Annotated in this window: 20 protein-coding genes and 1 tRNA gene; 5 read left to right on the top strand and 16 right to left on the bottom strand. The window is 48.1% G+C overall.

The window, feature by feature from the left end; genetic code table 11:
• Window positions 1-78: 78 nt before the first annotated feature.
• The 7 genes from MMG82_RS16915 to MMG82_RS16885 all read right to left on the bottom strand — a co-directional run bounded on the left by MMG82_RS16915 (window position 79) and on the right by MMG82_RS16885 (window position 7,258).
• On the bottom strand, window positions 79-1,284 hold the full coding sequence (locus MMG82_RS16915; protein ID WP_241407155.1) for a heparan-alpha-glucosaminide N-acetyltransferase domain-containing protein: 1,206 nt from the start codon (window positions 1,282-1,284) through the stop codon (window positions 79-81).
• Window positions 1,274-3,421, bottom strand: coding sequence for a TonB-dependent siderophore receptor (locus MMG82_RS16910; RefSeq protein WP_241407154.1), 2,148 nt, complete (start codon window positions 3,419-3,421; stop codon window positions 1,274-1,276). The genes MMG82_RS16915 and MMG82_RS16910 overlap by 11 nt, the downstream gene beginning before the upstream one ends.
• Window positions 3,422-3,506: 85 nt before the next feature.
• The gene (locus MMG82_RS16905) at window positions 3,507-3,797 is read right to left on the bottom strand and encodes a hypothetical protein (protein WP_047540419.1); all 291 of its coding nucleotides are present in this window, start codon (window positions 3,795-3,797) and stop codon (window positions 3,507-3,509) included.
• A 158-nt stretch (window positions 3,798-3,955) separates the two neighbouring features.
• Window positions 3,956-4,032 (bottom strand) — tRNA-Trp (locus tag MMG82_RS16900).
• A 307-nt stretch (window positions 4,033-4,339) separates the two neighbouring features.
• Window positions 4,340-5,308 (bottom strand): hypothetical protein, encoded by a 969-nt coding sequence (locus MMG82_RS16895; RefSeq protein ID WP_241407153.1) that lies wholly within the window; start codon window positions 5,306-5,308, stop codon window positions 4,340-4,342.
• A 43-nt stretch (window positions 5,309-5,351) separates the two neighbouring features.
• Window positions 5,352-6,227, bottom strand: coding sequence for a 3'-5' exonuclease domain-containing protein 2 (locus tag MMG82_RS16890; RefSeq protein ID WP_241407152.1), 876 nt, complete (start codon window positions 6,225-6,227; stop codon window positions 5,352-5,354).
• Between the two features lie 104 nt (window positions 6,228-6,331).
• Window positions 6,332-7,258 (bottom strand): DUF808 domain-containing protein, encoded by a 927-nt coding sequence (locus MMG82_RS16885; RefSeq protein WP_241407151.1) that lies wholly within the window; start codon window positions 7,256-7,258, stop codon window positions 6,332-6,334.
• A 256-nt stretch (window positions 7,259-7,514) separates the two neighbouring features.
• On the opposite strand from MMG82_RS16885, the gene rpiA reads away from it, so the two are divergent.
• Entirely contained in the window at window positions 7,515-8,174 is a 660-nt protein-coding gene (rpiA, locus tag MMG82_RS16880) for a ribose-5-phosphate isomerase RpiA (protein ID WP_011621766.1), read from the top strand.
• A gap of 91 nt (window positions 8,175-8,265) precedes the next feature.
• Here the strand turns inward: rpiA and MMG82_RS16875 are convergent, their stop codons facing one another.
• A complete protein-coding gene (locus MMG82_RS16875; RefSeq protein WP_037430568.1) occupies window positions 8,266-9,456 on the bottom strand; it encodes a class I SAM-dependent methyltransferase in 1,191 nt (396 codons plus the stop codon).
• Window positions 9,457-9,727: 271 nt separating this feature from the next.
• Complete coding sequence (locus MMG82_RS16870; RefSeq protein WP_047536963.1) at window positions 9,728-10,861, bottom strand: endonuclease/exonuclease/phosphatase family protein; 1,134 nt, start codon at window positions 10,859-10,861, stop codon at window positions 9,728-9,730.
• Window positions 10,862-11,473: 612 nt separating this feature from the next.
• Here MMG82_RS16870 and MMG82_RS16865 point away from each other — a divergent pair.
• The 4 genes from MMG82_RS16865 (at window position 11,474) to MMG82_RS16850 (ending at window position 16,028) form a co-directional block, all read left to right on the top strand.
• Window positions 11,474-12,154: a hypothetical protein gene (locus MMG82_RS16865; protein ID WP_047536966.1), complete on the top strand. Its 681-nt coding sequence runs from the start codon at window positions 11,474-11,476 to the stop codon at window positions 12,152-12,154.
• Window positions 12,155-12,176: 22 nt separating this feature from the next.
• Window positions 12,177-13,550 (top strand): magnesium transporter, encoded by a 1,374-nt coding sequence (mgtE, locus tag MMG82_RS16860; protein WP_047536968.1) that lies wholly within the window; start codon window positions 12,177-12,179, stop codon window positions 13,548-13,550.
• Between the two features lie 316 nt (window positions 13,551-13,866).
• A complete protein-coding gene (locus MMG82_RS16855; protein ID WP_069453358.1) occupies window positions 13,867-14,955 on the top strand; it encodes a methyl-accepting chemotaxis protein in 1,089 nt (362 codons plus the stop codon).
• A 335-nt stretch (window positions 14,956-15,290) separates the two neighbouring features.
• Window positions 15,291-16,028, top strand: a complete 738-nt coding sequence (locus MMG82_RS16850) for an ABC transporter substrate-binding protein (protein WP_226770113.1) — start codon at window positions 15,291-15,293, stop codon at window positions 16,026-16,028.
• A gap of 71 nt (window positions 16,029-16,099) precedes the next feature.
• Here MMG82_RS16850 and carB read toward each other — a convergent pair whose 3' ends face one another.
• The 7 genes from carB to MMG82_RS16815 form a co-directional block, all read right to left on the bottom strand.
• Window positions 16,100-19,324 carry a carbamoyl-phosphate synthase large subunit gene (gene carB, locus MMG82_RS16845; RefSeq protein ID WP_069453359.1) on the bottom strand — a complete coding sequence of 1,075 codons (3,225 nt, stop codon included), beginning with the start codon at window positions 19,322-19,324 and terminating at the stop codon, window positions 16,100-16,102.
• A 27-nt stretch (window positions 19,325-19,351) separates the two neighbouring features.
• On the bottom strand, window positions 19,352-20,527 hold the full coding sequence (carA, locus tag MMG82_RS16840; protein ID WP_086024082.1) for a glutamine-hydrolyzing carbamoyl-phosphate synthase small subunit: 1,176 nt from the start codon (window positions 20,525-20,527) through the stop codon (window positions 19,352-19,354).
• A gap of 168 nt (window positions 20,528-20,695) precedes the next feature.
• Complete coding sequence (dapB, locus tag MMG82_RS16835; protein WP_037415093.1) at window positions 20,696-21,508, bottom strand: 4-hydroxy-tetrahydrodipicolinate reductase; 813 nt, start codon at window positions 21,506-21,508, stop codon at window positions 20,696-20,698.
• Between the two features lie 70 nt (window positions 21,509-21,578).
• The gene (locus MMG82_RS16830) at window positions 21,579-22,196 is read right to left on the bottom strand and encodes an FKBP-type peptidyl-prolyl cis-trans isomerase (protein WP_037430413.1); all 618 of its coding nucleotides are present in this window, start codon (window positions 22,194-22,196) and stop codon (window positions 21,579-21,581) included.
• A 192-nt stretch (window positions 22,197-22,388) separates the two neighbouring features.
• The gene (locus tag MMG82_RS16825) at window positions 22,389-23,198 is read right to left on the bottom strand and encodes a M48 family metallopeptidase (protein WP_037415087.1); all 810 of its coding nucleotides are present in this window, start codon (window positions 23,196-23,198) and stop codon (window positions 22,389-22,391) included.
• Between the two features lie 135 nt (window positions 23,199-23,333).
• Window positions 23,334-23,927 (bottom strand): GNAT family protein, encoded by a 594-nt coding sequence (locus MMG82_RS16820; RefSeq protein WP_241407150.1) that lies wholly within the window; start codon window positions 23,925-23,927, stop codon window positions 23,334-23,336.
• Between the two features lie 121 nt (window positions 23,928-24,048).
• The gene (locus MMG82_RS16815; RefSeq protein ID WP_240292376.1) at window positions 24,049-25,377 is read right to left on the bottom strand and encodes a DEAD/DEAH box helicase; all 1,329 of its coding nucleotides are present in this window, start codon (window positions 25,375-25,377) and stop codon (window positions 24,049-24,051) included.
• Window positions 25,378-25,967: the final 590 nt, after the last annotated feature.

Below are 25,967 nucleotides of genomic sequence, written 5' to 3'. Positions count from 1 at the left end.
CATAAAAGCCAGCCTAATTGCTGCAAAAACAACCATGAAACGTCAACACGCCCTACATTTATCGATGCTAAAGCCAATTTAGAGATACTTAAGCCAAGCCTGCTGACTCTGTCCTTTGTAACGGCTAAACCAGCGCACGGGATAATAGAGCAAAGGAATTAAGACTACGCTTATCAGCCATACCCACCCCATATGCGCTACGCCAAACAGCTCACCATGGTTGGCGCCAAATATCCCTTTAGCCAGCGAATACAGCAACAGCAGCACATATAAGTGCAAGATATAGAAGAACATAGGTACAGAGCCAAACACTGCTAACCTCTGCCCCATCCAACCTAATACTCTGCCTGCCGCAAAATAGCGCTCAAACACCACTAAGCAATAGAACATCCCGCCCAAGGTCACCAACAAAAAACTCAGTGATGGCGGATACTTAGTTAGATTAAATACTGACATTAAGGTTTGGCCTAAGGTATCGCCAAACTGCCAAGGCAGCGTCTCGCCGTAGAGATTAAACCCACGCAGCAAGCCAAACAGCAGAGCGCAGCCAAGTCCTAACAGTATTAATTTTTGCTGACGCAGCCCCGCATCACTCCCTCTGCCAAATAAGGGGCCTGCCACATAGCCCAATAAAATCACGCCAATCCAAGGTAGCGCTGGGTAACTTATTTTCAGCTTAAGCTCGCCCTCGGCAATCAAATAACCTCGGTCATGCAGTATCGTCCACAGACTATAGCCCCACTCGTCTGGCGTAAAATGAATAGGCGACAATAGGTTATGGCCAAAGATAATCAATAGTCCGAGTAATGCCATCCACAACCTCGGGAGGTTGATTAATGCCGCAAGGGCCAACATGCTCAGCCCTATTACCCAAATCACCTGCAACCACAGGGTGTTATAATTGCCCATCCATGAGAAATTTATCACCAGCACCTCGAGGGCGATTAAGAATAGTCCGCGCTTAATTAAAAACTCGCGCACAGAACGCGGCTCGCCACAGCCACGATTGGCGTAAAGCCAAGCCGAGACCCCAGTTAAAAAGACGAACACAGGCGCACAAAAGTGCGCCGCAAAACGGCTGACAAACAGCGCCCAGTTTGTTGTGCTTAAATCCATTGGGTCGCTCACCTGCATATGCAGGAAAAACCGCTCCCGCACATGGTCGAGCAACATAATCAGCATCACTAAGCCGCGCATCATGTCGATGCTATTGATCCGCTGACGCCCTTGCAGTAGCGGCGCCATCTGTTCAACCCCCGCTGTCACTGTGGTATTAGAACTCATAGCTGACACTCACTTTAACGTTACGAGGCTCACCCGGCACGGCCCACAGCGCCGAATAACTGCTGGCGATATAGTGCTCATCCAGCAGGTTATCGACATTGAGCGCGAGACTTAGGTTTTCGCCTAGTCGAGTAGTGAAGAACATTCCAAGTAACTGATAACTCGGTAATTGAAAACTTGGATCGGCCGAATCGCCCAAGCGTGAGTCCACGTAACGCCAACTCAACCCTAAATGACCGTCGATAGAAAGATCATTTAAGTCCTGTTTGAGAATGATACTGCCCGTGTGTTTTGGCACATTGACCAGCGGACTTCCCGCCGGAATTAACACGCCCCAATCCAGATTCAGGCTGTCGTTCGCCGTGCGGGTATTAAGATAGGCATAGGACAAGGTTGCTTGTAAGCTTTCTGTTAACTCGGCCGCGACATCCAATTCAATCCCCGTGCTCTTAGCTTCACCAAGGGTTGCCGAAAAGCCGACATTGACGGGATCTGAGGTCAAGATATTGCTCTTTTGCGCATCAAACCAAGCCAAGCTGCCATTAACGGGTAACTCAAACCAAGTGCTGTTGAACTTAACCCCTAACTCGACGGATTTACTCTCCTCTGGCTCGAAGGGATTACCTGCAAAATCAGTGCCTGAAAGCGGTAAAAAACCTTCCGAATAGGAGCCGTAAACACTTAACGCCTCAGACCATTGATACACTAATCCGACTTTCGGACTGACCCTGTGATCGCGTTGATCCGACAGACTCGCGTTGACCTGCTCTGCAATTTCTTGGGAATAACGGTCAAACCTTAAACCCAAATGCAGTTTCCAGTGCTCGGTTAACTCCAATTGATCCTGTAAATAGGCGCCCCAGACATCTTGAGTCTCTCGGTTTTCATACAGCAGACTGACCTCAGGCTGAGCCGCCCCATACTGAGGAGCAAAAATATCGATAGCATAGGCGCCCTTCTGGCCTCGATAACGATAGAGTCCCGTTTTTAGTCGATAATGATAGGCATCCGTCCCGAGCAGCAGATTGTGCCTTATGCTGCCAGTATCAAACTGGCCGCTGAGTTCGGCCCGCACAGAATGGTCCTCAGAGGCGTAATCTCGATAGCGATGCTGCCGCGTCAGAGTACGGCCATCGTCATATAAGGATTGACGTCCCTTTGCTAATTCGGCATCCGATGAGTAGCCATTTAGACTCGAATCGCGATAGTTATAACCCGCGGTAAGCGACCAATCCTCATTTAATTCATACTCATAGGTAAGCTGATGCCCAGTCGCATCCACTTTAGTTGGCCCATCGTTGGGCTCGCCCAAGTAACGCGAACGGGGCACGGTATTAAAGTCGTTATTGAGCACCACTACGCCACGGTCAAATAACTGTTCCTGCCTAAGATATTCAACCTCATACAGGAGAGATGACCTATCCGACAATTGCCAGCGCAGCGATGGCGTGACGATTTTTTTATCGCTAAATACGTAATCGCGAAAACTGTCATGCTCCTGCCAAGCACCATTGATCCTAAAGGCCAAGGTATCGGTCAGCCCAGAGGTAAAATCCCCCTCCAACCGATATTGATCGAAACTCCCTGCGGAGGCTTTTAAATAGCATTGCGCCTCGTACTGCGGCTTTTTGGTCACAATATTCACAGTCCCGCCAGGCTCCGAGCGTCCATAAAGCGCCGAACCTGGGCCTTTGAGGATTTCCACATAGGCCACGTTCGATAGGTCTCGGTGGCCACTAAAGCCTCGACCACCATTAAAACCATTGATTAAATAGCCCGATGGCATGTTTTCATTCCCAGGAAAGCCCCGTAATGAAAAACTATCCCACAGCCCACCACCGTTGTTTTGCCGCGCGACACTGGCGGAATAATCCAACAGGTCTTGAAAACGCGTCAGCCCAGTATCTTTAATCAGTTGCTCATCCAGCACTGTGATGGCCTGAGGTAACTCAGTCGCAGGCACATTGCCGCGGTAGGCCTGACGATAATGAATACTTAAACGCTCGATATCGTCATTAAGTCCAGCGGTATCAGTTTGCACCGCCTCGGCGGCAAATAGGGGAACACTCGTATCCAACGCCAATAACGCCACGCCCAGCACTAATGCCGAGCGCTTGTGGCTCACATAAACAGCCATTTTTTACTCCAAAAATAAACAGCCTCGTGCACCTTAGTTAAGCCAAGGCGCTCGAAAAATAAGAGAAATAGATAAAAAGCAGGAGTTAGGCTGTTAGCGGCGGCGCGCGGCTATGGAAGTGGCGCCTAAATGGCGTCTTAAAGGAAATAACATCAAACTCAACCGAGATAACACCCTGTTGAGAAACTTGAAAATCTAATGGAGAGTATGAGATCGCATGCTGCAATTGATGCTGATGCAAACACAGCGCGCAGTGGGCCTTGGTATCATCATTGAGGTGGGAAACACTGTGCAGCGCAAACGCAACAGACAGCAACACTAAGATGGCTGCAAGCCATAGTGCTAATCTGCGCCTTGTTTGCATCACAGAGCTCAAACCATACATCCTCAAACCAAAGGGATTGCGATTGTATGTTAGACACTACGAAAGTTGCAAATACCTTTACTTAACAAATGTAAGCAAATGCGGTGAGAAAATTTATCGCGCGCAAAATAAAACGGCTCGCATATTTCTATGCAAGCCGTTGTTTTATTTGGCAGGGGTGGCAGGACTCGAACCCGCAACCATCGGTTTTGGAGACCGCTGTTCTACCAATTGGAACTACACCCCTGTTGACGTGGGGCATTATGCTAAAAGCACTCTCAAAGGTAAAGGACTTTTTATGACAAACTTAATTAACTGAGGAATTTTCAAACAAGTTTTCCATCTACTGTTGATTTAATTGGCATAAAGCTGAAAAAGTCGGCATGTAAGCTCAGTGCAGAGCGTTAAAAAACCGTTGGCAACAGCGTAAACGGTGAAACCTGATGCACTGTCTATGGCCCAGAAACTCACAAAAGAGTCGTGAAAACGTCTTAAAGGATAAATTTAAGCGCTGTGAGTACCAAGCACTCACTAATTAATCCCATCGCTGATGGTTAATCATCAAGGGTTGAGATAAAAATCCGCCGCAAATCATTGTCCCAAAGCTGGATAATCTTGCGGGTCTTATCCTTATTCCAAAAACACTTACCAAACAGGATAAGCCCTGCGCCCTCTAAATCCCGCTTATCTTCGATATTAAAGCGCTTAAACAGTTTGGTTTTGACCGCCTCGATTGGAATACCTATGTCTTTACTGTCGGCGGGATTGAGCCAAGATAACGTCGGGTCGCTGTGGGAGATAGTACCCCAGTACATATGGGGTTTGTTATCTGTCGGATCCGCATCGGCAAAATTCACAAACAAATTCTTCGCCCGCCAGCGGTACTTACGCTCATCATCGGTGTAAACCCAAAGATCCGAAGTCGCCAGATCGGAGCCGCGCAGCAGGCTATGGAGTAACTTTTCTAGCCCTTGGTTCGGAGTACGCTTTGCCGTGATGGCTATTTCTGGCTTATCGGCTGCCACCTGATAGTCAGCTTTGGGCTCCTGTACTGACTCTAATTGCTCGGTATCATTTTCAATTTCACTTTTGGCTACAACCTCTTGCTCTTGGGGAGCCTTGATTTTGTGCGCTGAGTTAGATGGTCTCTTATTACTGGGATTAAGCGAAAAATCGATGACCAAAGCATCGGCGTCGAGCAATTGTTGCTGCACTTCGAGGGCATCTTGTTCTTCACGGGACTTTTGCGCCGACGGATTAAATTCGATGCAATCTAACTCATGGTAACGGGAGCCAAAACAGGCGGCCTTACCATCCTTAGATGCTTTACGAAAATAGGCTTTGCCGTAGCAGGCGGGGCAATATAAATGCTGGCGCAAACGCTCAATCTCAGCCTCGGGTAACTGCTGAAACTTGAACACACTGTAGGTGACACCAGCCTGAGCATGAGGATTGAGTCGTAATGGTGACGAAGCCTGCTCTGCCGCAGCCTCGGTTGTGAGTACACAAATCGCATCCAACATCTCTTGCTCCCTAATCCTTATCTTCGCGACCTTATCTCAAGTCTTAAGCTGGAAGAAAATAGCTCGCGAGTCGTGCTGCTAAACTCGGCGGCAATAAGGGTTTATTAGCGACTGTCGTTTTGCCATAAAAACCTTGCAGCTTGTCGATTAACTGCCAAAAACATTGGTTCGCTGCCAATGCATCTAGGGCGGCGTACTGAATTTGCGCTGGGGATAAAGGCACTTGTTGCCAATTCGAGAGAGTCATTTTTTTAGGTTTATCGATGCGTTTATGCAGTAATGCCGCCACCAATTGCCGCGTGCCCATTTCCTTTCCGGCGCCGAGCTGCGCCATCGCCCAATTCAAATCGAGTCGAGGGGAGACCTGAATATCCCAATCCCGTTTCAGTGCTTGGCCATCGCCCCTTAATCCAATCCCCACTTTGAGGATCTGCTCATTTTCGAGCAAAGGTTTAAGCTCGATGAGCCTCTCACCCAATACCGCCTGTTGAAATAAATAACAGGTATCGGAGGTCGCCAATTGCACTAAGCTCAAGGGATGTTGAACACCCTGCTCAAAGCTTGCCCGCGTTTCGGTATCAAACCCCAGCACAGATTCACCGCTAAGTTGTTGTAAGGCGGCGGTAAGCTTATCAGACGAAACTAACTCGACCCGCATATCCACCAGCGACAGTGGCGTAAGATTAGCCAGGTCGGCATCTGTTAAGCGCGTGGTTAAGGCAAGCTTTTGTTGAAACCATGCAAACTTGAGTTGCGAATCGCCTGCCGATAAATCCCCCGCTTGGAGCTCGGTTAACTCCGCCAGATAGTTGCTGCCCGCCGCATCCATCGCCGCCAGCAGTTTGTCGGCATGTTCGCCTAATTCCTCACGCAGCCAAGCCAACTTATTGGGGGAAAGGCAATAACGCATTAATTGCATAATTCGTCCTTGAGCGCTGAAATAATCGCGGCGAGCACCTTTGCACTCGCACAGCTCGGATTAGCTGACGCTATAATCGCCAGCAATAAAAGGATGAAAACGGATCAGCTACGCAGCTTTTGGAATCCGGTCATCACCAATACCGCTAGGGCGCCCGCCGCAATACCAAAGAGCGCATTAAGCACACTCTGCGTCAGTAAACCAAGCATGGGGCCGACTAGGGCAAAGGTTTCCACAAATTGCTCGGCATGGTGAATTTGCTCGCCGACCCAATGTAAACCATGAGTCAGAATGCCGCCCCCCACCATAAACATGGCGGCGGTCCCGATAATGGTTAGGCTCTTCATCAACACGGGCGCCGCGCTGAGTAAGCCAAACCCCAACTTACGATTAAAGCGAGTGAAGCCCGACTCGCCCTGACGCTGGCTCAGATACAGACCCGCATCGTCCATTTTGACAATCGCCGCGACCAAACCATAAACGCCTATGGTCATCACGATACCGATAACGGCGAGGGTAAAAAACTGCGTCGAGAGCGACTTGTCCGCGACTATGCCTAAGGTGATGGCGATAATTTCTGCCGACAACACAAAGTCGGTGCGGATAGCACCCTTCACTTTTTCCTTCTCATAGGCCGCCAGATCGCTTATCTCGGGTAAGTCCGATTCGGTCTGCTCCGCGTGTTTGTCTTTGCGGTGGCTATAGCTGTGGTGTAATTTCTCAAAGCCTTCAAAACATAAAAACAAGCCGCCGAACATCAATAAGGGGGTCACCGCCCAAGGAATAAAGGCGCTGATCAACATGGCTGCGGGCACTAAAATCAATTTATTGCGAAACGAGCCTAAGGCGACCGCCCAGACCACAGGTAATTCGCGGTCGGCACTCACGCCCGTGACTTGCTGGGCGTTTAAGGCCAAATCGTCCCCTAACACCCCAGCGGTTTTCTTGGCTGCGACCTTACTCATCACTGCCACATCATCCAAAATGGATGCAATATCGTCGAGTAAGGTTAATAAACTTGCCCCTGCCATACACACTCCCTTAAACCAATGTTTTATTTTGCCGATTCTGCTTTGGCAATAGTAACTTAGTTAGATTAAGCCCGCATAGAGTATTGTCTCTATCCAGATGTACTTTATCTTAAAGCACTTCCCTTTATACACAGATTAAATCAGTGCGGGCTGTAAGCAAGATCACAGCCATAGTGCAATAGCACCACACTATTTGGCGGAAAAGAGTATACTAAGCGCAGAATTTTTTACTCATTTGCCATTACAGGATGTCAACATGACTCAAGATGAAATGAAAAAAGCCGCAGGCTGGGCTGCACTCAAATACGTTGAGAAGGACAGCATTGTAGGTGTGGGCACAGGCTCAACCGTTAACCACTTTATCGATGCTTTGGCGACAATGAAGGCCGATATTGAAGGTGCAGTATCAAGCTCAGAAGCCTCTACCCAAAAGATGAAAGCCCTTGGCATCCCAGTTTATGACTTAAACAGCGTCGATAAATTATCTGTGTATGTCGATGGTGCCGATGAAATCAACGGCCATATGGACATGATCAAAGGCGGCGGCGCGGCATTAACCCGCGAGAAAATCGTTGCGGCTGTGGCTGAAAAGTTTGTCTGTATCGTGGATAACACTAAACAAGTGGATATTTTGGGTGAATTCCCTCTGCCCGTTGAAGTGATCCCAATGGCGCGCTCTTACGTGGCCCGTGAACTCGTCAAACTCGGCGGCGACCCAGTGTACCGTGAAGGCGTTGTGACTGATAACGGCAACGTGATCCTCGACGTTTACAACCTTAAGATCATCAATCCTAAGGAATTAGAAGAGAAGATCAACGCTATCGTCGGCGTAGTGACCAACGGTCTATTCGCAAAACGCGGCGCCGATGTGTTACTGGTTGGCACCCCTGAAGGCGTGAAAACCTTTACCGCTTAAGGCAAGGTGAGTAGAAAGACTCCCATGCGAGAAACAAAAATGCCGATGCAACTGCACCGGCATTTTTTATGACCCTATGGCCATTAAGCGATTACCACACTCGAGCCACTAAGCCCTTGAGGTAAAATCCTTCGGGGAAGGCGCTGCCAATCGGGTGATCGCTCGCCTGGCTTAAACGCTCGATAAATTGGATCTCACGTTTAGCATCCAGTGCCGCATCGGCAACGATTTTTTGGAACAGATCCGCAGGCATTAATCCCGAGCAAGAGAAGGTCAACAGCACCCCGCCCGGATTTAATAATTGCAGCGCAATCATATTGATATCTTTATAGCCGCGACAAGCGCCATTGAGCTGCGACTTATTGTCGGCAAACTTTGGCGGGTCGAGTACGATTACATCGAAGGTTTTACCCTCATCGCGATACTGACGTAACAGCTTAAACACATCGGCTTCGTTGTAATGCACATTATCATCACTTAAGCCATTGACTCGCATATTCAAACGCGCAGTATCGAGGGCAAGTGATGAGACATCGACGTTCTCAATGCTGGCCGCGCCCGCCTTAGCAGCATAGAGGCCAAAGGTGCCGGTGTAGCAAAAACAGTTCAGTACCGATTTGCCTTTCACAAAACGGGCGGCGATGGCGCGGTTATCGCGCTGGTCGAGGTAGAAACCGGTTTTATGACCCTTAGTCACATCAACGGCGATTTTGATACCGTTTTCTTCAATAATGACGGGCATTTCAGGCAGCGTGCCATGGAGTAAACCCATGGTAGAGGCTAAGCCTTCTTTCTTACGGGAATCGACGTCTGAGCGCTCATAAATCGCGCAATCGGGGTACAGCTCGGCGAGCACATCGACAATAGTGTCACGCCATACATCGGCGCCCATGCTCAGTAATTGGCACACCAATACATTGGCATATTTATCAATAGTGATACCGGGTAAGCCGTCGGACTCAGCGGCAATTAAACGGTAACCCGTTAAGCCTTGTTCACGGATCAAATCATCGCGTCCCGCTTGTGCACGCAGAATACGACGCTTAAAAAACTCACGGTCAATTTCTTCTTCGCGATCAAAAGTCCAAATTCGTACTTGGATTTGAGACTCAGGAGACCAAGCACCACGGCCCAACCAATGACCATCGTGGGCAACCACATCGACGGTCTGCCCCGGTTCAGGCTTACCTTTAACGTTGTGGATCCCGTTGGAAAAGACCCAAGGATGACGACGCTCAAGGGACTTTTCGCGACCGGGTTTAAGTTTGATTCTGATAGCCATAGTACCGCCTTTGATAATTGTACCGCCTGTGTGTTGTACCACCGTAATCAATAGTACCGCTCGAACACTAGGCGCCGCCCTCTAAAAATGGAAGCGGATAATATACCTAATAGGGTTCAAGTGCGAGCCATCTGTCCAAAACATCAGCTCTCCATTCCCATGGTCTGCGATCATACTCCAGTTTCGCGGGTAAAACCCTGGGCCGAGGGCGTGTTAACGATTCAAGATGAGATGTTGTTCTTGATGGCATCCTCGACAGTTATTTTACTTGCTAACGCCGCAGCGCCAATTCCACCCATACCGGTGCATGGTCGGTACTGTAAGCATCGCGCTCATATTCGGGCCTGACTAAGTGTCTATCGCAGGTTTGATAATCCACCACCTGAGCCAAACTGCGACTATCACTGGCATCAAACTCATTGGAAAGCAAAATATAATCGAGTACCGAACCTTTAGGGCCGTAGTAATGGGTTGCAGCTCGATGCTCCCGAGAATGGACTAGGTTATCGGGCATATTCGCCGCAATAAATAACTCGTAAGCATCTTGCAGTCGATATTGGGCAAACACAGCCGAACGTGCAGTATCAGACAAATGCCCAAGTCCCGCGGCCTTGATATCGTTGCTGTGGAGATGCTCGCCTTGGAGCGTTAATGCATCCAACGCCCCCATGGACAAACTATCGTTAAAATCACCCATCAGGATCACCGGATATCTTATGCTTTGCCGCCGCGCGAGAATAGCATGGAACAACAATGCCGCCTCTGCGCCCCGCTGCATGGTCGATGCCCAGCGACCTAGGGCTTGCTCAGTTAATAACTTAGTCTCAGAGTGCAACGCAAGCGTGTGCGGCGCACTTAAGGTTAAGCCTAAGGGATGTGGCTCTAACGCAAGTCCCGGGCGCTTAGATTTAAAATGCACCACATAGCAATCACAAGCGCCAATTTGCGGTATATCCACCGTCGCCCGCAGCACTTTACGACTAAAGGTAAATTGGCTCGATAACCCCATCGCTGCCACTAAATGTGCATCGGGTTCAATCGCATGCACCTCAAGGATAGGAAAGCGCGACGCTAGCGCAACCACAGGGCTTTGATAAATGTAATCACTGACCAAAGTGGCGCTATCAACTATGGCAAAATGTGTTAACCCTTGCTGCGCCGCAAGTTGTTTTAATGGCTCAGGGCTAAACACTTCCTGAAACCCGACAATATCCGGATGATATTGGTTTAAAAGCTCGCCAAACCACTGACACTTCTTTTGCCATTGGCCATGGCTATAGATATTTTCAAAATCGTAAAAGGCTAAAGGTGGTTCAATAAAATTAAATAGATTGATAGTCACAATACGAATATTCGAGTGGCAGTTTTCAGCCGAAATGGACTGCTGTTGGGAAGCAAATGTCACAGGTGATTCCTCTTTAGCCAAACTGTTGTGCTAATTAAACTCGGTTCTTAACTGATTGCGATAAATCGATTTTATCATTAAATACATCCATTAACTGGCGCAGAACAACAGCAATTAATAAATATCAAATCTTATAAAAATACAGTCCGACACCCTAAGGCAACCTGCTGAACACCAAAATGCAACACAGCAAAAACCTAAAACAAAAATTAACTCAAGAATAAAAGCAAAATTGAAACATAAACATAGGTAATTGCCTATTGGGTTGACTTTCATTGTCAGCGGTTTAGAATCTAGCCGATTTTACCATTAGGAGACCCACTGTGGGCACACACATAAGCGACAGTAGATGCCCTGTCCAAAAGACAGGATTTAACGCCTAGCACTAGCCCGCAATATTTTGCTGCTACCTGCTAAGCAGGGTAGTAGCGTGACACATCTCACCCCACACCCGTACATTCAATTTCAGACCTTAATATTAGCCAGTCATGCTAGCGTTAGCGCTCGCCTATTGGTTTTTCCGGCATTGAGCCGGAGAATAAGTGCTGCCTATTGAATACATCTTCACGCCTATTTTGCCCCAGTTGGCTCCCACACTCAGGGAGTTAAACCATGGCGTACACAAACAAGCCATTCACCTTTGCTTTTCAGTCTTGGGCATTTTTTGGGCTATGCATTAGCGTCGCAACACATGCCTCTCAACTCGATGTGGATGATCCCAGCATCGCCGAACACTGCGAGTTACAGCTAGGTTGGCAACAGCCGAGATCCGATCATAGCGCAAAACAGATAAATGGCAGTGGCACCTGCAACCCAGATCAATGGGAATGGCACTTAGGCATTGAACAACAAAGCAATAATGCTATCAATGAGCAGCAAACCGAGCTGGGGTTCAAATTGCCATTAAATGCAGACTATGCCCCTTGGCAAAGTGCGCTGGCTGTTAATTTGCAAAAAAATCATCAAGGCAGCCACCCTCTAACAACGCAAATTGTGGGGATTTTGGGATATGACTTGGCAGCTCAGAATTTACGCCTCTATAGCAACCTAGGTATCGATCAGTATGGCGCTCAATCGCCCCAGCTTATTGCAGGAGTTGCTATCGCCTTCGAATACGACACTGAGCAGCAATGGATAGCCGAATTTTATCGCCATGAGTCCCATGAACGAACCTACAAACTCGCATATCAATATTTACTTAAAAGACAGTTACAACTTCAACTAAGCCTAGGCAACAGCCTAAAAGGAAACACACAACAGCTGGGCGCTGACTTTACCTTTTTCTTTAATTAATAGATCGTTGGGAGAATGAACTATGAACATGAACAACAACCAAAAAAATACTAAGCAAATCGTCGTAGCTATCCAAAATATTTTAGAGCAGCGCGATACAGCAGGCATTATGGCTTTAGCGAAAGAGCGTCACCCCGCAGATATTGCCGCTGTAGTTGGTAGCTTTACTCAGCCACAGCAATTACGGTTTTTGCAACTTGCGCCCGCCAAAATTGCGGCGGATTTATTTCGTTATTTACGTGATGAATTACAAACAGAATTAGTGCAGCAGTTAGATAAAACCACGCTGTCATCGCTGTTGCTCACTATGGCAGCGGACGAGCGCGCCGATCTTTATAACCTGCTCGAACCTGAACAACAAAAACGACTATTGCCCGTGTTAGCACAGGCAAAACGAGAGGATATGCGCACTTTAGCCGCCTACGACAAAACCAAAGTCGGTGCAGCGATGACATCGGATTACACCCTGCTCAATAGCCGTCATACCGCCGCACAAGCGATTGAAATGCTGCGCACGGAAACCGCCGATAAAGAGACGATTTATCAAGCCTATGTGGTCGATATGTTAGGCCGTTTAATTGGAACGGTATCACTTAGACAATTACTTTTAGCGCAGCCAGAAGAGCGAGTGGTCGACTTTATGAAACCCAACCCCATCGCCTTAGATGCCAACGCCCTTTGCCAAGAGGCGGTACAGATGATCGCCCATTACGATTTGTTGGCTCTCCCCATCATCAATGGCAAGGGACAGTTAGTCGGTATTGTCACCTATGACGATGCGATGGACATTGCCAGTTCACAGGTTGATGTTGAATTTACTAAAACTGCGGCCATCGGCAATATTGATCACAATTTAAAGACCGCCAGCATAGGCTTGCTCTATCGTAAACGAGTCGTTTGGTTGGTCATTTTAGTGTTTGGTAATATTTTCTCAGGCGCTGGCATCGCCTTTTTTGAAGATACCATTGCCAGTTATGTTTCTTTGGTGTTCTTTCTTCCCCTGCTCATCGATAGCGGCGGTAATGCGGGTTCACAATCAGCCACCTTAATGGTGCGAGCCTTAGCCACGGGCGAAGTGATACTCAAGGATTGGCTCTCATTGCTGGGGCGTGAATTAGGGGTAGCAGGATTACTCGGTGCCAGCATGGCCTTGGCAGTATCGCTACTTGGGTTTTGGCGCGGCGGTCCAGAAATCGCCTTGGTCGTTGCATTAACCATGCAGATCGTAGTGATCATTGGCAGCCTGATTGGCATGTCACTGCCCTTTTTACTCAGCAAGTTAAAAATGGATCCGGCTTCAGCCAGCGCACCACTTATCACCTCAATCGCCGATATCATTGGTGTGCTCGTTTACTTTAGTATTGCTACAATGATTTTAGATTTACCTGTGGCTTAAAAGAGTTACAACGCTTTTGCTGCGATGCTGATGAAAAGCGTTAACACTCAAACTAGCAAGCTCAATTAAGGTTGAATCGCAATTTGTAGAAATACAGTACGAGATATTCACTTGTTATCCAAAATGGACTTGGGCAATTTATTTGCTCAAGTTCATAAATTCATTGTTATTCAATAAAAAAGTAAGATTATGGCATTGATATACGTTAATATTTTCTTACCACACTTTCCTACTTACCCTAATACCGCAGGGATTGCACCTTAGACGTTATTAATTCAGTGGCCATAACAATATCAATAAAAGTTTAGAGGTTTTTATGTGGTTTAATTCAAGACTCAAAGCAGAAAACGAAGCGCTGAAGCAAAAGCTCATTGATCAACAAGATAGATACGAAGTTGAAATCGAAGAGCTAAAAAATATGGCCCGCGAAAATGAAGCCATGCAACAACAGTCCCGCCAAAATACCGATCATTATAGTGCAGTGATTGCCTGCCAAAATCAGGGCGGCGAGATGTTAAATGCAGTGAGAGATGGCCTTGCCAGCAGTGCAGAGCTACTCACTGAAGAAAAAGAAGCACTGTCCGAATTAGATAAGATTTTTGATCAAACGCGGGTAGCCATTATTAATTTAGGTAATAGAGCAACCTATATTAATGAACAAGCCACCAGTAGCATGACTGCTGTAACCGAGCTCGATAGTACCACTTCTTCTATTAACCAGTTTGTTGCCGCTATTCAAGGGATCTCTGAGCAAACTAACCTACTCGCTCTCAACGCAGCAATTGAAGCCGCCCGAGCGGGCGAAGCTGGACGAGGTTTTGCGGTAGTTGCCGATGAAGTCAGACAATTAGCCAGTAAAGCTCACGAAGCGAGCAGCCAAATCGAAAAACTAGTAAAACAGATTGTTACACAAGCCTCTAATATTAAAGAGATTGTCCATAATAACCAAAACAGCGCTCTTGATGTTGCCTCATCTTCAACACAAATAGGGCAAGTCGTTGAAGATGTACTGCAACGTTCTAATAAAATGCAGCAGGTAATTCATAATGCCGCGACAGCCTCATTCTTAAATACCACTAAACTCGACCACGCCGTTTGGAAGAGTAATGTGTATCAACTTATTGAAAAGAATCAGCACAGCCATGGTGTGAACTCCCATACTGAATGCCGTTTAGGCCAATGGTATTTTAAAGGCTTTGGTGCTGAAAATTATCAACATTTGAGTAACTTTAAGGCCTTGGATGCTCCCCACAAAGCGGTGCACGATGCAGGTAAAGCAGCACTCGCGGCAAGGCAACAGGGCAATTTACCCGAAATGGTTAGGCAACTACGTTTAATGGAAGACTCAAGTATGCGGGTCGTCAATTGTCTCGATAATCTACTACGTGATGTTTATCGCCAGTAACAGCAATATATACCCATGAATAGCGCGCTTTTTAAGTGACCTATTCATGGGTCATCAATCAGCAACCTCACTCATCTAAAGCTCACTAAAACTGATATAGCGCATCGGCAGCCTCCTTTGCACAACAAGGAGGCAACTCTATCTTGCCTCAATGACCAATATGATTTATCGATAATTTTCTAACCCAAGAGTACAGATCACAAAATAACCCTAAAGTGGCTTGCGAGCTTAAGAGTTGTCATCTTTAATTCAATATGAGCACGCCGTGAGACTCGCATATAACATTCTAATTCCTAGGGTTATTAATGACATTTTTTACCCATTTAGTGCGCGTTATGCTTCTCTGCGTTATCCCGCACACAGCTCAGGCCACACTCAATATTTATACAGAAGAATGGGCTCCGATTAGCTTTTCGGTTGATGGCCAACCCGATGGATTAGCTGTACAAGTCGTGCAAGAAATCCAAAAACGTATCGATAACCAAGATCCTATCAAGATTGTGCCCTGGGCTCGTGGCTGGAAAATTATCACCGAACAACCCAACACGGTGTTATTCACGATGACACGTACCGCAGAGCGGGAGCGTATGTTTAGTTTGATAGGCCCTGTCGCGGTTGGTACAACAAACTTTTATGCTCTAAAAAGTAGCAAGCTTAACATTGACTCAATTGAAGGTGCTAAGCAGGCAAAAGCGATTGGGGTGTATCGTTCCTCAGTCGAAGAACAATTATTAATGGATCATGGGTTTACAAATCTCGCGCCCTCATCGACACCACTACTAAGCGCAAAGCAGTTAATGAAGCAGCGAATCGATCTCTGGTGCAACGCTAATCTCACGGCGCCAAGTATTCTTGCAGAAGCCGGAGCCAGTATTGATGATGTAAAATCCCTCTACACCATCAGCGCGAATCATCTGTACATTGCGTTTTCTCAAGGCACACCAACGGAGGAAGTTGATAAATGGAAAGAGGCACTAGTCAGCATCAAGGCCGATGGCACCTTTGCACAAATTTATCACCGCTGGCTGCCCAATGATGCGCCGCCAATGGAAACTGAGCGCATTGGGCAATAAATCTTTTACCCCTTAAAAACAAAGGCCGGATAACTCAGTTATCCGGCCTTTTGATTTCAGAAGCTTATGGCTTATTTAGCCAATACGCGCTGATGTAACTCTTGCACTGACGTCACGTTAGTGCGGTCATCTGCAGCGTGCGCCATGCAAGTCGCAAATGCGGCGTTCATGGTCGTGGTGTAGTTCACTTTGTAGCGCAGTGCACCTCGGCGTAATTGACGTGAGTCTTCAATTGCTTGACGGCCTTCAGTCGTGTTCACGATATAGGTGTACTCACCGTTCTTGATGCGGTCAAGAATGTGTGGACGGCCTTCGTGTACCTTGTTGACTAAGCGAGGGTTAATACCCGCTTCACCTAGGATAACCGCTGTACCGTGGGTGGCATCGATTTGATAACCCAGCTCAATCAGCTTAGCGGCTAAGTCGGCAACACGTTTCTTATCGCTGTTACGCACAGACAAGAGTGCACGACCAGACTTAGGCACTTCAGAAGTCGCACCTAACTGCGCCTTAGCATAGGCTTCGGCGAAGGTATCGCCCACGCCCATCACTTCACCTGTTGAGCGCATTTCTGGGCCTAACAGTGGGTCAACGCCAGGGAACTTGTTAAATGGCAGTACCACTTCTTTCACAGAGTAGAAAGGTGGAATCACTTCTTCAGTGAAGTTTTGCGCTTTTAAGCTTTGACCTGCCATCACACGGGCGGCAATCTTCGCTAACGGCACACCAGTGGCTTTCGACACAAATGGCACAGTACGCGCTGCACGTGGGTTAACTTCAATCATGTAGATTTCGTTATTCTTCACGGCAAACTGCACGTTCATTAGACCGACAACACCCAGCTCCATCGCCAACTTGCCGACTTGCACGCGCATGCGATCTTGGATTTCTTGGCTTAGGGTGTAAGGAGGCAGCGAACAACCTGAGTCACCTGAGTGAACACCCGCCTGCTCGATATGCTCCATAATCGCGCCGATAACTACGGTTTCACCGTCACATACTGCGTCGATATCCACTTCGATAGCATCGTCTAGGAAGTGGTCTAGCAGTACTGGTGAAGCGTTAGATACGCTTACCGCTTCGTTGAAGTAGCGCAGTAAATCCTGTTGGTCGTAAACGATTTCCATCGCGCGGCCGCCCAGTACGTAGGATGGACGAACAACCAGCGGATAACCGATACGCTCGGCGGCAATCACAGCACCTTCAACCGTGGTGACGGTATCGTTTTCAGGTTGTTTCATTTCCAAGCGTTGAATCGCTTGCTGGAAACGCTCACGGTCTTCTGCACGGTCAATCGCATCTGGGCTAGTACCGATAATCGGCACACCCGCCGCCTCAAGGGCGCGAGCCAGTTTCAGCGGAGTTTGACCACCATACTGCACGATAACGCCCTTTGGCTTCTCGATACGGACGATTTCTAACACATCTTCTAGGGTAACAGGCTCGAAGTACAGACGATCTGAAGTGTCGTAGTCGGTAGAAACGGTTTCAGGGTTACAGTTCACCATGATGGTTTCATAACCGTCTTCACGCAGTGCTAATGCCGCGTGCACACAGCAGTAATCGAATTCAATACCTTGACCGATACGGTTTGGACCACCACCTAACACCATGATTTTGTCACGGTTAGATGGGTTAGCTTCACACTCTTCCTCATAGGTTGAGTACATGTAAGCGGTGTCGGTGGCAAATTCAGCCGCACAGGTATCTACGCGCTTGTAAACAGGGTGGATGTCGAAACGGTCACGCAGTTTACGCACTTCAGTCTCGTTTACGCCAAGGACCGCCGCCAGACGCGCATCGGCAAAACCTTTACGCTTAAGCTTACGCAGCAGCTCTTCGTTAAGACCGGCTAAACCGCCTTCGGCCACTTGGCCTTCCAGCTTAATCAACTCTTCAATCTGGACTAAGAACCATGGGTCGATATTGGTTAAGCGGAAGATTTCATCTAGGGTTAAACCCGCACGCATCGCATCGGCGATGTACCAAATACGGTCACAACCTGGCTCTTTTAGCTCGAGGCGGATACGGGCTAACGCATCAGGCTTAGACATGTCAGTAATCGGGTCTAAACCGTGACGGCTTACTTCTAAACCGCGCAGGGCTTTTTGCAGTGACTCTTGGAAAGTACGGCCAATCGCCATCACTTCACCCACAGACTTCATCTGGGTGGTTAAGCGATCGTTGGAACCAGCGAACTTTTCAAAGTTAAAGCGAGGTACTTTAGTCACAACATAGTCAATTGCAGGCTCGAACGACGCTGGCGTACGGCCGCCAGTAATATCGTTCATCAGCTCATCGAGGGTGAAACCCACCGCTAACTTGGCCGCAATTTTTGCAATCGGGAAGCCGGTCGCTTTTGATGCCAATGCCGATGAACGCGATACCCGTGGGTTCATCTCGATGATCACCATACGGCCATCTTTCGGATTGATACCAAACTGTACGTTCGAACCGCCCGTTTCAACACCAATCTCACGTAGTACGGCCATAGAGGCATTACGCATGATTTGGTATTCTTTGTCAGTCAGAGTTTGCGCAGGTGCAACGGTAATAGAGTCACCGGTGTGTACGCCCATTGGGTCGAAGTTTTCGATAGAGCACACGATGATACAGTTGTCGTTACGGTCACGAACCACTTCCATCTCGTATTCTTTCCAACCGATTAAGCTCTCGTCGATGAGCAGCTCTTTGGTTGGCGATAAATCTAAACCTTGAGAACAGATTTCTTCGAACTCTTCCTTGTTATAGGCGATACCACCGCCCGAGCCCCCCATAGTGAATGATGGACGGATAATACAAGGGAAACCCACTTGCTCAAGAACGCCATAGGCTTCTTCCATGCTGTGGGCGATGCCCGCGCGTGGACACTCTAAACCAATGCTCTTCATGGCTTTGTCGAAGCGGCTACGGTCTTCGGCTTTATCAATCGCGTCGGCAGTCGCGCCGATCATTTCAACGTTAAATTCAGCCAGCACGCCTTTAGCCTCAAGCTCAAGCGCGCAGTTTAGAGCGGTTTGACCGCCCATGGTAGGCAGAATCGCATCAGGACGTTCTTTGGCGATAATGTTACGTACCACTTCCCATTGGATTGGCTCGATGTAAGTGGCATCGGCCATTTCGGGGTCGGTCATAATGGTGGCAGGGTTAGAGTTCACCAGAATGACGCGATAACCTTCTTCACGCAGGGCTTTACAGGCTTGAGCGCCTGAATAGTCAAACTCACATGCCTGACCAATGACAATCGGGCCTGCACCTAGGATAAGAATACTCTTTATATCTGTACGTTTTGGCATTGCTTCTCTCTTCTCCTAGCTTGCGTATTACTTAGCGTTCTGACTTTTCGTTACAAGACGATAGTGTTCAATAAGCTCGATAAAGTGATCGAACAGTGGGGCCGCATCGTTCGGACCAGGGCTCGCTTCAGGGTGACCTTGGAAGCTGAACGCAGGTTTGTCCGTCAGATGGATACCTTGCAGTGAACCATCGAACAGTGACTTGTGGGTCACTTTGATATTGGCAGGTAATGTGGCTTCATCGGCAGCAAAACCGTGGTTTTGGCTGGTGATCATCACGTTACCTTTTTCGATATTGCTCACTGGGTGGTTAGCACCGTGGTGACCAAACTTCATCTTTAAGGTTTTCGCGCCTGATGCCAATGCCAGTAATTGGTGGCCTAAACAGATACCGAAAATCGGCGTATCGGTTTTCAGGATTTGTTGAATCGCTTCAATCGCGTAGTCGCATGGCTCTGGGTCACCGGGACCATTAGAGAGGAACACACCGTCTGGGTTCATCGCTAACACGTCAGCAGCGGGTGTTTTTGCAGGAACAACCGTCACATCACAGCCACGGTCAACCAACATACGCAGGATGTTTTGCTTAACGCCGTAGTCGTAGGCAACCACTTTGTATTTAAGCGCTTCTGCTGGAGTATCTTCAGGCAAACCACCCACTAAACGCCAGCTACCTTTACGCCATTGGTAGGCTTTGTCAGTAGTGACTTCTTTCGCTAAATCCATGCCCTTTAAACCTGGGAAGGCTTTAGCAGCTGCAAGCGCTTTGACTTCATCTAAGTCAGCACCCGCCATGATGCAACCCGCTTGGGCACCTTTTTCACGGAGGATTCGAGTTAATTTACGAGTATCGATATCTGCGATGCCAACAACATTGTTTGCTTTGAGATAATCGCTAAGGGTTTGTTGATTACGGAAACTACTTGCTATGAGCGGAAGATCGCGAATGATTAAACCACAAGCATGAACCCCATTGGATTCGACATCTTCATTATTGGTACCAGTATTACCAATGTGGGGGTAGGTTAAAGTTACTATCTGGCGTGAATAAGAGGGATCAGTTAAAATTTCTTGGTATCCCGTCATCGAAGTGTTAAAAACAACTTCACCAACTGAGAGACCATCGGCACCTATTGCTGTGCCAGTGAATACGGTTCCATCTTCGAGTACGAGTAAGGCAGACTTTGTCAACGCGACCTCCATAAAGAGCCAAGCCACTGAAATATAATGTTTTTATGTTATGTTAAGATACCAATTTCCGCTGATTTACGAAATTTTGACAAATTCCAGCGAGTTTACAGGATAAACTCAAACTCGTCTACACATTGGTATCTGAGTGCAAAAAAAAACGCCAAATGGCGTTTTTTAATTTTAATGTAAACCTAATACCTGCTGCATATCATACAGACCCGGTTTCTGCTCCACCAACCAATGAGCGGCACGCATAGCGCCGTTGGCAAAGGTCATACGGCTTGAGGCTTTATGGGTGATCTCTAAACGCTCACCAATATCGGCAAACATGGCGGTATGCTCACCGACTAAATCACCCGCGCGCACAGTCGCAAAACCGATGGTTTCACGGTCACGCTCGCCAGTGATCCCTTCGCGGCCATAGACGGCGCATTTTTCAAGATCACGACCTAAGGTCTTGGCAATCACTTCACCCATTTTTAGTGCCGTGCCAGATGGCGCATCTTTCTTATATCTGTGGTGACCTTCGATAATCTCGATATCAGTGTAATCGCCCATGACCTCAGCGGCCAACTCAAGCAATTTCCACATCAGATTGACACCCACAGACATATTCGGCGCCATCACCACCGGCGTTTGCTCGGCAAAGGCATTGATTTGTTCTTTTTGAGCATGATTGAAACCGGTTGTGCCGATCACCATGGCTTTCTTATGGCGTACGCACCAATCTAAATGGACAATACTGGCCTCTGGCGCAGTAAAATCAATCAGCACATCAAAGTCATCGGTCGCATAGTCAAGCGAATCCATGATAATGACATTTAACTTACCCACACCGACAAGCTCGCCCGCATCCACGCCAATTAAGCTTGAACCTGAACGCTCAATCGCCGCGCCTAAGCGAATGTGCTCTTGATGATAAGCCGATTCAATAAGAGTCCGTCCCATGCGTCCACCCGCACCGACAATTGCAACTCTCACTTGTCCACTCATTTCAATCTCCTCAATCTTTTTTGTCTTCCATACAAAAACGCCTAAGACTGGCTTAGGCGTTTCAATCACATTAGACGATGTCTAATAACTCGACTTCAAACACTAAGGTTGAGTATGGAGGAATAGAAGCACCCGCACCACGCTCACCGTAAGCTAAGTGATGTGGAACGAATAATTTTAACTTAGTGCCTACTGGCATCAGTTGCAGTGCTTCAGTCCAGCCAGCGATAACGCCAGATACTGGGAATTCAGCAGGTTGACCACGAACAACAGAGCTGTCGAACACGTCACCATTGATGAAAGAACCATGGTAGTGAGTACGAACAGTATCTTCGTAGGTTGGTTTTGCACCGCTACCTTGAACTAATACTTCGTATTGCAGACCAGAGTCAGTCACGATCACGCCTGCACGTTTAGCGTTTTCCACTAAAAACGCTTCACCTTCAGCAGAAGCCGCAGCAGCTGCTTGCTCTTGAGCCGCTTGAATGCGACGGCTGATCTCAGTGAATGCAACTTGCATATCTTGCATAGATACAGCGCTTTCAACGCCAGCAAACGCATCGGCTAAGCCTGCTTGAACCGCAGCAATATCCACACCTTCAAAAGAATTGGCAGCCAGTTGCTCGCCCATTTGACGACCAACACCATAGCTTGCTTGCTGTTCAACAGTACTGAATTTATCAGACATAATTAACGACTCTCAATGTTCAATGGAATTTTGCGCGCCAGTTTACCATAGTTCCACGCCCTATGCTGATAAACTGACTGCTTATTTAACTTTGGCGGCGATTTTACGTAACCGATGCGTATTTATCCAGCAATAGCGCCTAATTGCGGCAAGATAAGGCCTGCATCTAAACGATCGCCACGCTCTGAATGACTATTTAGGCAACACGCATTGATTTTTGATACTCGCCTTTGCGCTCTGATACAAAGGCTGCATTTGCCCCTGTAATTGCTCGAGTTGGGCAATGCGATTGCTGTTGGATGGATGCGTTGATAACAGCTCTGGCCCTTGGCTACCTCCCGCTTTCGACATATTGTGCCACAGCACCACGCTCTGGGCAGGGTCGAACCCTGCCCGTGCCATCAGCTCCAGCCCCATCACATCCGCCTCACTCTCCTGAGCGCGGCCAAAGGGTAAAATCACCCCGACCTGCGCACCAAGCCCCAAAGCCGACATATATAAGTCACGGTTTGAAACGCCGCTCGCGCCAAGGGCGGCATCGGCGATTTGCATCCCCATCCCCGTCATCTGCGCCCGAGAGACCTGCTCATTACCGTGCTGGGCTAATACGTGGGCCACTTCATGGCCTAAGACTGTCGCCAGTTGATCCGGCGTGCTCGCGACTTTTAATAATCCGGTATACACGCCAATGTGCCCGCCAGGCAATGCAAAGGCGTTCACTTGCTCGGAGTTGAACAACACGACATCCCACTTCTGGCTTTGATCGGGCAGCACAGCGGTCACCCGATTCGCCACACAATTTACATACTGGGTGAGCTTTTTATCGCTGCTGATCTTTTGCTGCTTTTTCATTTCTTCAAAAGAAGCATCCCCCATTTGCTGCATTTGCGATGCCGAATACAGCAAGGTTTGGCCACGCCCCGTAGGCGATTTAGTGGTCGCGCAGCCCGATAATCCTAACGTGAGTCCAACCGCCACTAAGGCGAGTGTTATTGATTTCATAGGGAACTCCTTAATCCGAACGAGGCTGAAGCTAGCAGACTCAACTAATCATGATTAAGATTTTACTGAGATAGCAAGCAGAAGCCAAACGAGATTCAGAATCTTGTCTGGTAGCACGAGTGAGCCTAGCGCCAGTTAACGTGCAATATAGTCTTCCCTTAACATGGCATAGAGATACTCATCGCCCCATGCGCCCTTAAAGAAGATATTTTTCACATAATGGGCTTCACGCCGAAAGCCGAGTTTTTCGAGTAATCTACAGCAGGCAAGATTGTCTACATCGGTTATCGCAATAACACGATGCTTATCTAATTCCACAAAGAGATAACCCAGCAATGCGCTGACGGCCTCAAACGCAACCTGCTGGCCTTGATACTCAGGCGCAATCGTAAAGCCGATTTCCATTTGCTGCTCATCGATAAAATGCAGCGCCAAATCGCCCACTAAGGTGGCAGGCGTCGCAGCCGATGCCGCAGTGACAATCGCCAATTGAAACCAAGTGTCTGCCGCGCCAAATTGTGCGTAATCCATGTTCTCGAATAACGCGACAGCATCGCTATAAGAATAATCCGTCCAGCTTTGATATTTGGCGACCTTAGGCTCGGCTCGATAGGCGGTAAAAGCTTCAAGATCCGCTCGCTGAAATGGCCGAAGCGTAAAACGTTGGGTCGTTAAACCGTGATTTACCATATGGTGAAGTGCGTTACCTATCGCCAATGTCGACGCCATGCCTGATCCTGTAAATGTAGTAATCCACGTTCCGAGGTTAACTATATAGTTCACCCAGCGGAAACAGGTAAACAGCCGCCAATAAGTGCTAGCAGTTTATGGATAGCAGCGCGGGCTTATCTCAACGCTTGCCTTTAAAGGCTTTGACGCTGTGCTTATTAAGACTGCGACGATTCGCCTGTTTATCCCGAGGTGGACGCTTAGGCGCAACGTTATGCTCAGCACCATCCTCTCTGGATCTTTCGCTCGGTTTATCGGTCACCGGAAAGTCCGCCAATGATGCTAACGGTAACTCACGCGCCGTCAAGTTGCGGATCGCGCTTAAGCTTGGCATTTCACCATGACACACCAAAGAAATAGCGAGCCCTTTGGCGCCCGCCCTTGCGGTACGGCCAATACGATGCACATACACAGGCGCACTGCTGGGTAAATCTAAATTGATCACCACTGGTAAGGCATCAACATGAATACCTCGGGCCATTAAATCTGTCGCCACCACCACTTGAATACGATTGGCTTTAAAGTCGGCCAAGGTTTGGCTGCGCACGGTTTGATCTTTTTCACCGTGCAGCGCAGCAGCATTTATCCCCGCCTTAACGAGTCGTTTCGCTATCGCATCCGCATCATCGCGGGCACTGATAAACACTAGCACTTGCGGCCATTGATATTGTTTGAGTAACGCAATCAATGCCTGCGCCTTACTGCCCTTATTGACTAAATACAGTCGCTCTTCGATTTCGGCGGCGACAGTATTGCGTGTACTGGCCTCAACCCGCAGGGGATCATTGCTCAGCAATTTACCCGCCAAGGAATCCAACGCCTCTGGCAAGGTGGCTGAAAACAGTAAGGTTTGCTTACGCTTAGGCATCATTGCCATCAGCTTTTGCACATCAGGCCAAAATCCCATTTCCAGTAAGCGGTCGGCTTCGTCTAGCACTAGGTATTTAATCGAGTCGAGACTGATATAGGACTGCGTGCATAAATCCAATAAGCGCCCAGGGGTTGCCACGACAAGCTGCGGATTAGCGACAAGTTCGGCTAATTGCTCTTCCTGCGCGATACCGCCACAGAGGAGCTGAATATTCAAAGAAGACGATAACTTACTCGCCAGCGCGTGTAGCGCTTCGCTCACCTGCTGCGCTAACTCACGCGTTGGCACCAACACTAATGCCAGTGGATTAGCCGCAGGCACGGATTTAGCCATCGTTTGCTCAGCAATTTGTTGCCAGAGGATTTGCAGCAAAGGTAAACCGAAAGCCAAGGTCTTACCGCTACCGGTTTGCGACAGCGCTAACACATCCCGCCCCGCCAGAATCGCCGGAATCGCTAATTGCTGTACCCGTGTTGGATGCTTGAGTGCGGCAGGCAATACCGAACATAACGCCGCATTGACGCCAAGCTCGGCAAAGGTTAACGACTCTGTGGAAGGAAAAGGCTTAGGAATGGTCATCGCAACACCAATAAAAACATGGGAGCGAAAGTTTACGCAGAGTTGGCAGTTAATACCAATGTTGTTTCGGCTTTGACTAAAGCCTTGGGATAGTTTTCGACGGTATATTTAGGCATTCACGTTAGGCCACTTAAATATCTAAGCCAAAAACAAAATCAAAGTCGTGGGGCTTCACCCCACACCCGACCAAAAGGGGAAAAACGCCTGTTCCCCTTTTGGAAATCCCCCGGCGTCCCTAGCGAAGTTACATGCATTAACGCTTTATTTATAAATTAGGCCTTGGTCTTATAGATAAATTGCTATCGCTTTCGATGGTACAGCTTTACATCCATGTAAAGCTCTCCAGTTCGGCAGTCCCGGCCTCTCGATCATAAGCTCGAAAATCACCGATTTTCATTCGCCCCTGTATCTGCGAAAGCTAGCTGGTCATCTGATAGGCTGGATGCCTGAATGTCGAGAAGTGCATGGATAATGGAATGGACCCATCCACTTTAAATCGGCCTCGCAATGGGCCACGATGTAGTCGCTAAAACTCATCAGAAAGAGGACGGGTCCACCTATGAAGATTACTACAATCGGTTTAGATATCG

Origin of the sequence: Shewanella sp. MM_2022_3 (genome assembly GCF_022557375.1) — a bacterium.
GTDB classification, from domain to species: domain Bacteria; phylum Pseudomonadota; class Gammaproteobacteria; order Enterobacterales; family Shewanellaceae; genus Shewanella; species Shewanella xiamenensis.
This window is presented reverse-complemented; position numbering and strand designations above follow the sequence as displayed.

Coding starts and splice junctions, on each gene's coding strand:
- MMG82_RS16915 (WP_241407155.1), bottom strand. CDS start 1,284: ATGAGTTCTAATACCACAGTGACAGCGGGGGTTGAACAGATGGCGCCG.
- MMG82_RS16910 (WP_241407154.1), bottom strand. CDS start 3,421: ATGGCTGTTTATGTGAGCCACAAGCGCTCGGCATTAGTGCTGGGCGTG.
- MMG82_RS16895 (WP_241407153.1), bottom strand. CDS start 5,308: ATGTTGGATGCGATTTGTGTACTCACAACCGAGGCTGCGGCAGAGCAG.
- MMG82_RS16890 (WP_241407152.1), bottom strand. CDS start 6,227: ATGCAATTAATGCGTTATTGCCTTTCCCCCAATAAGTTGGCTTGGCTG.
- MMG82_RS16885 (WP_241407151.1), bottom strand. CDS start 7,258: ATGGCAGGGGCAAGTTTATTAACCTTACTCGACGATATTGCATCCATT.
- rpiA (WP_011621766.1), top strand. CDS start 7,515: ATGACTCAAGATGAAATGAAAAAAGCCGCAGGCTGGGCTGCACTCAAA.
- MMG82_RS16875 (WP_037430568.1), bottom strand. CDS start 9,456: ATGGCTATCAGAATCAAACTTAAACCCGGTCGCGAAAAGTCCCTTGAG.
- MMG82_RS16865 (WP_047536966.1), top strand. CDS start 11,474: ATGGCGTACACAAACAAGCCATTCACCTTTGCTTTTCAGTCTTGGGCA.
- mgtE (WP_047536968.1), top strand. CDS start 12,177: ATGAACATGAACAACAACCAAAAAAATACTAAGCAAATCGTCGTAGCT.
- MMG82_RS16855 (WP_069453358.1), top strand. CDS start 13,867: ATGTGGTTTAATTCAAGACTCAAAGCAGAAAACGAAGCGCTGAAGCAA.
- MMG82_RS16850 (WP_226770113.1), top strand. CDS start 15,291: ATGCTTCTCTGCGTTATCCCGCACACAGCTCAGGCCACACTCAATATT.
- carB (WP_069453359.1), bottom strand. CDS start 19,324: ATGCCAAAACGTACAGATATAAAGAGTATTCTTATCCTAGGTGCAGGC.
- carA (WP_086024082.1), bottom strand. CDS start 20,527: ATGGAGGTCGCGTTGACAAAGTCTGCCTTACTCGTACTCGAAGATGGA.
- dapB (WP_037415093.1), bottom strand. CDS start 21,508: ATGAGTGGACAAGTGAGAGTTGCAATTGTCGGTGCGGGTGGACGCATG.
- MMG82_RS16830 (WP_037430413.1), bottom strand. CDS start 22,196: ATGTCTGATAAATTCAGTACTGTTGAACAGCAAGCAAGCTATGGTGTT.
- MMG82_RS16825 (WP_037415087.1), bottom strand. CDS start 23,198: ATGAAATCAATAACACTCGCCTTAGTGGCGGTTGGACTCACGTTAGGA.
- MMG82_RS16820 (WP_241407150.1), bottom strand. CDS start 23,927: ATGGCGTCGACATTGGCGATAGGTAACGCACTTCACCATATGGTAAAT.
- MMG82_RS16815 (WP_240292376.1), bottom strand. CDS start 25,377: ATGACCATTCCTAAGCCTTTTCCTTCCACAGAGTCGTTAACCTTTGCC.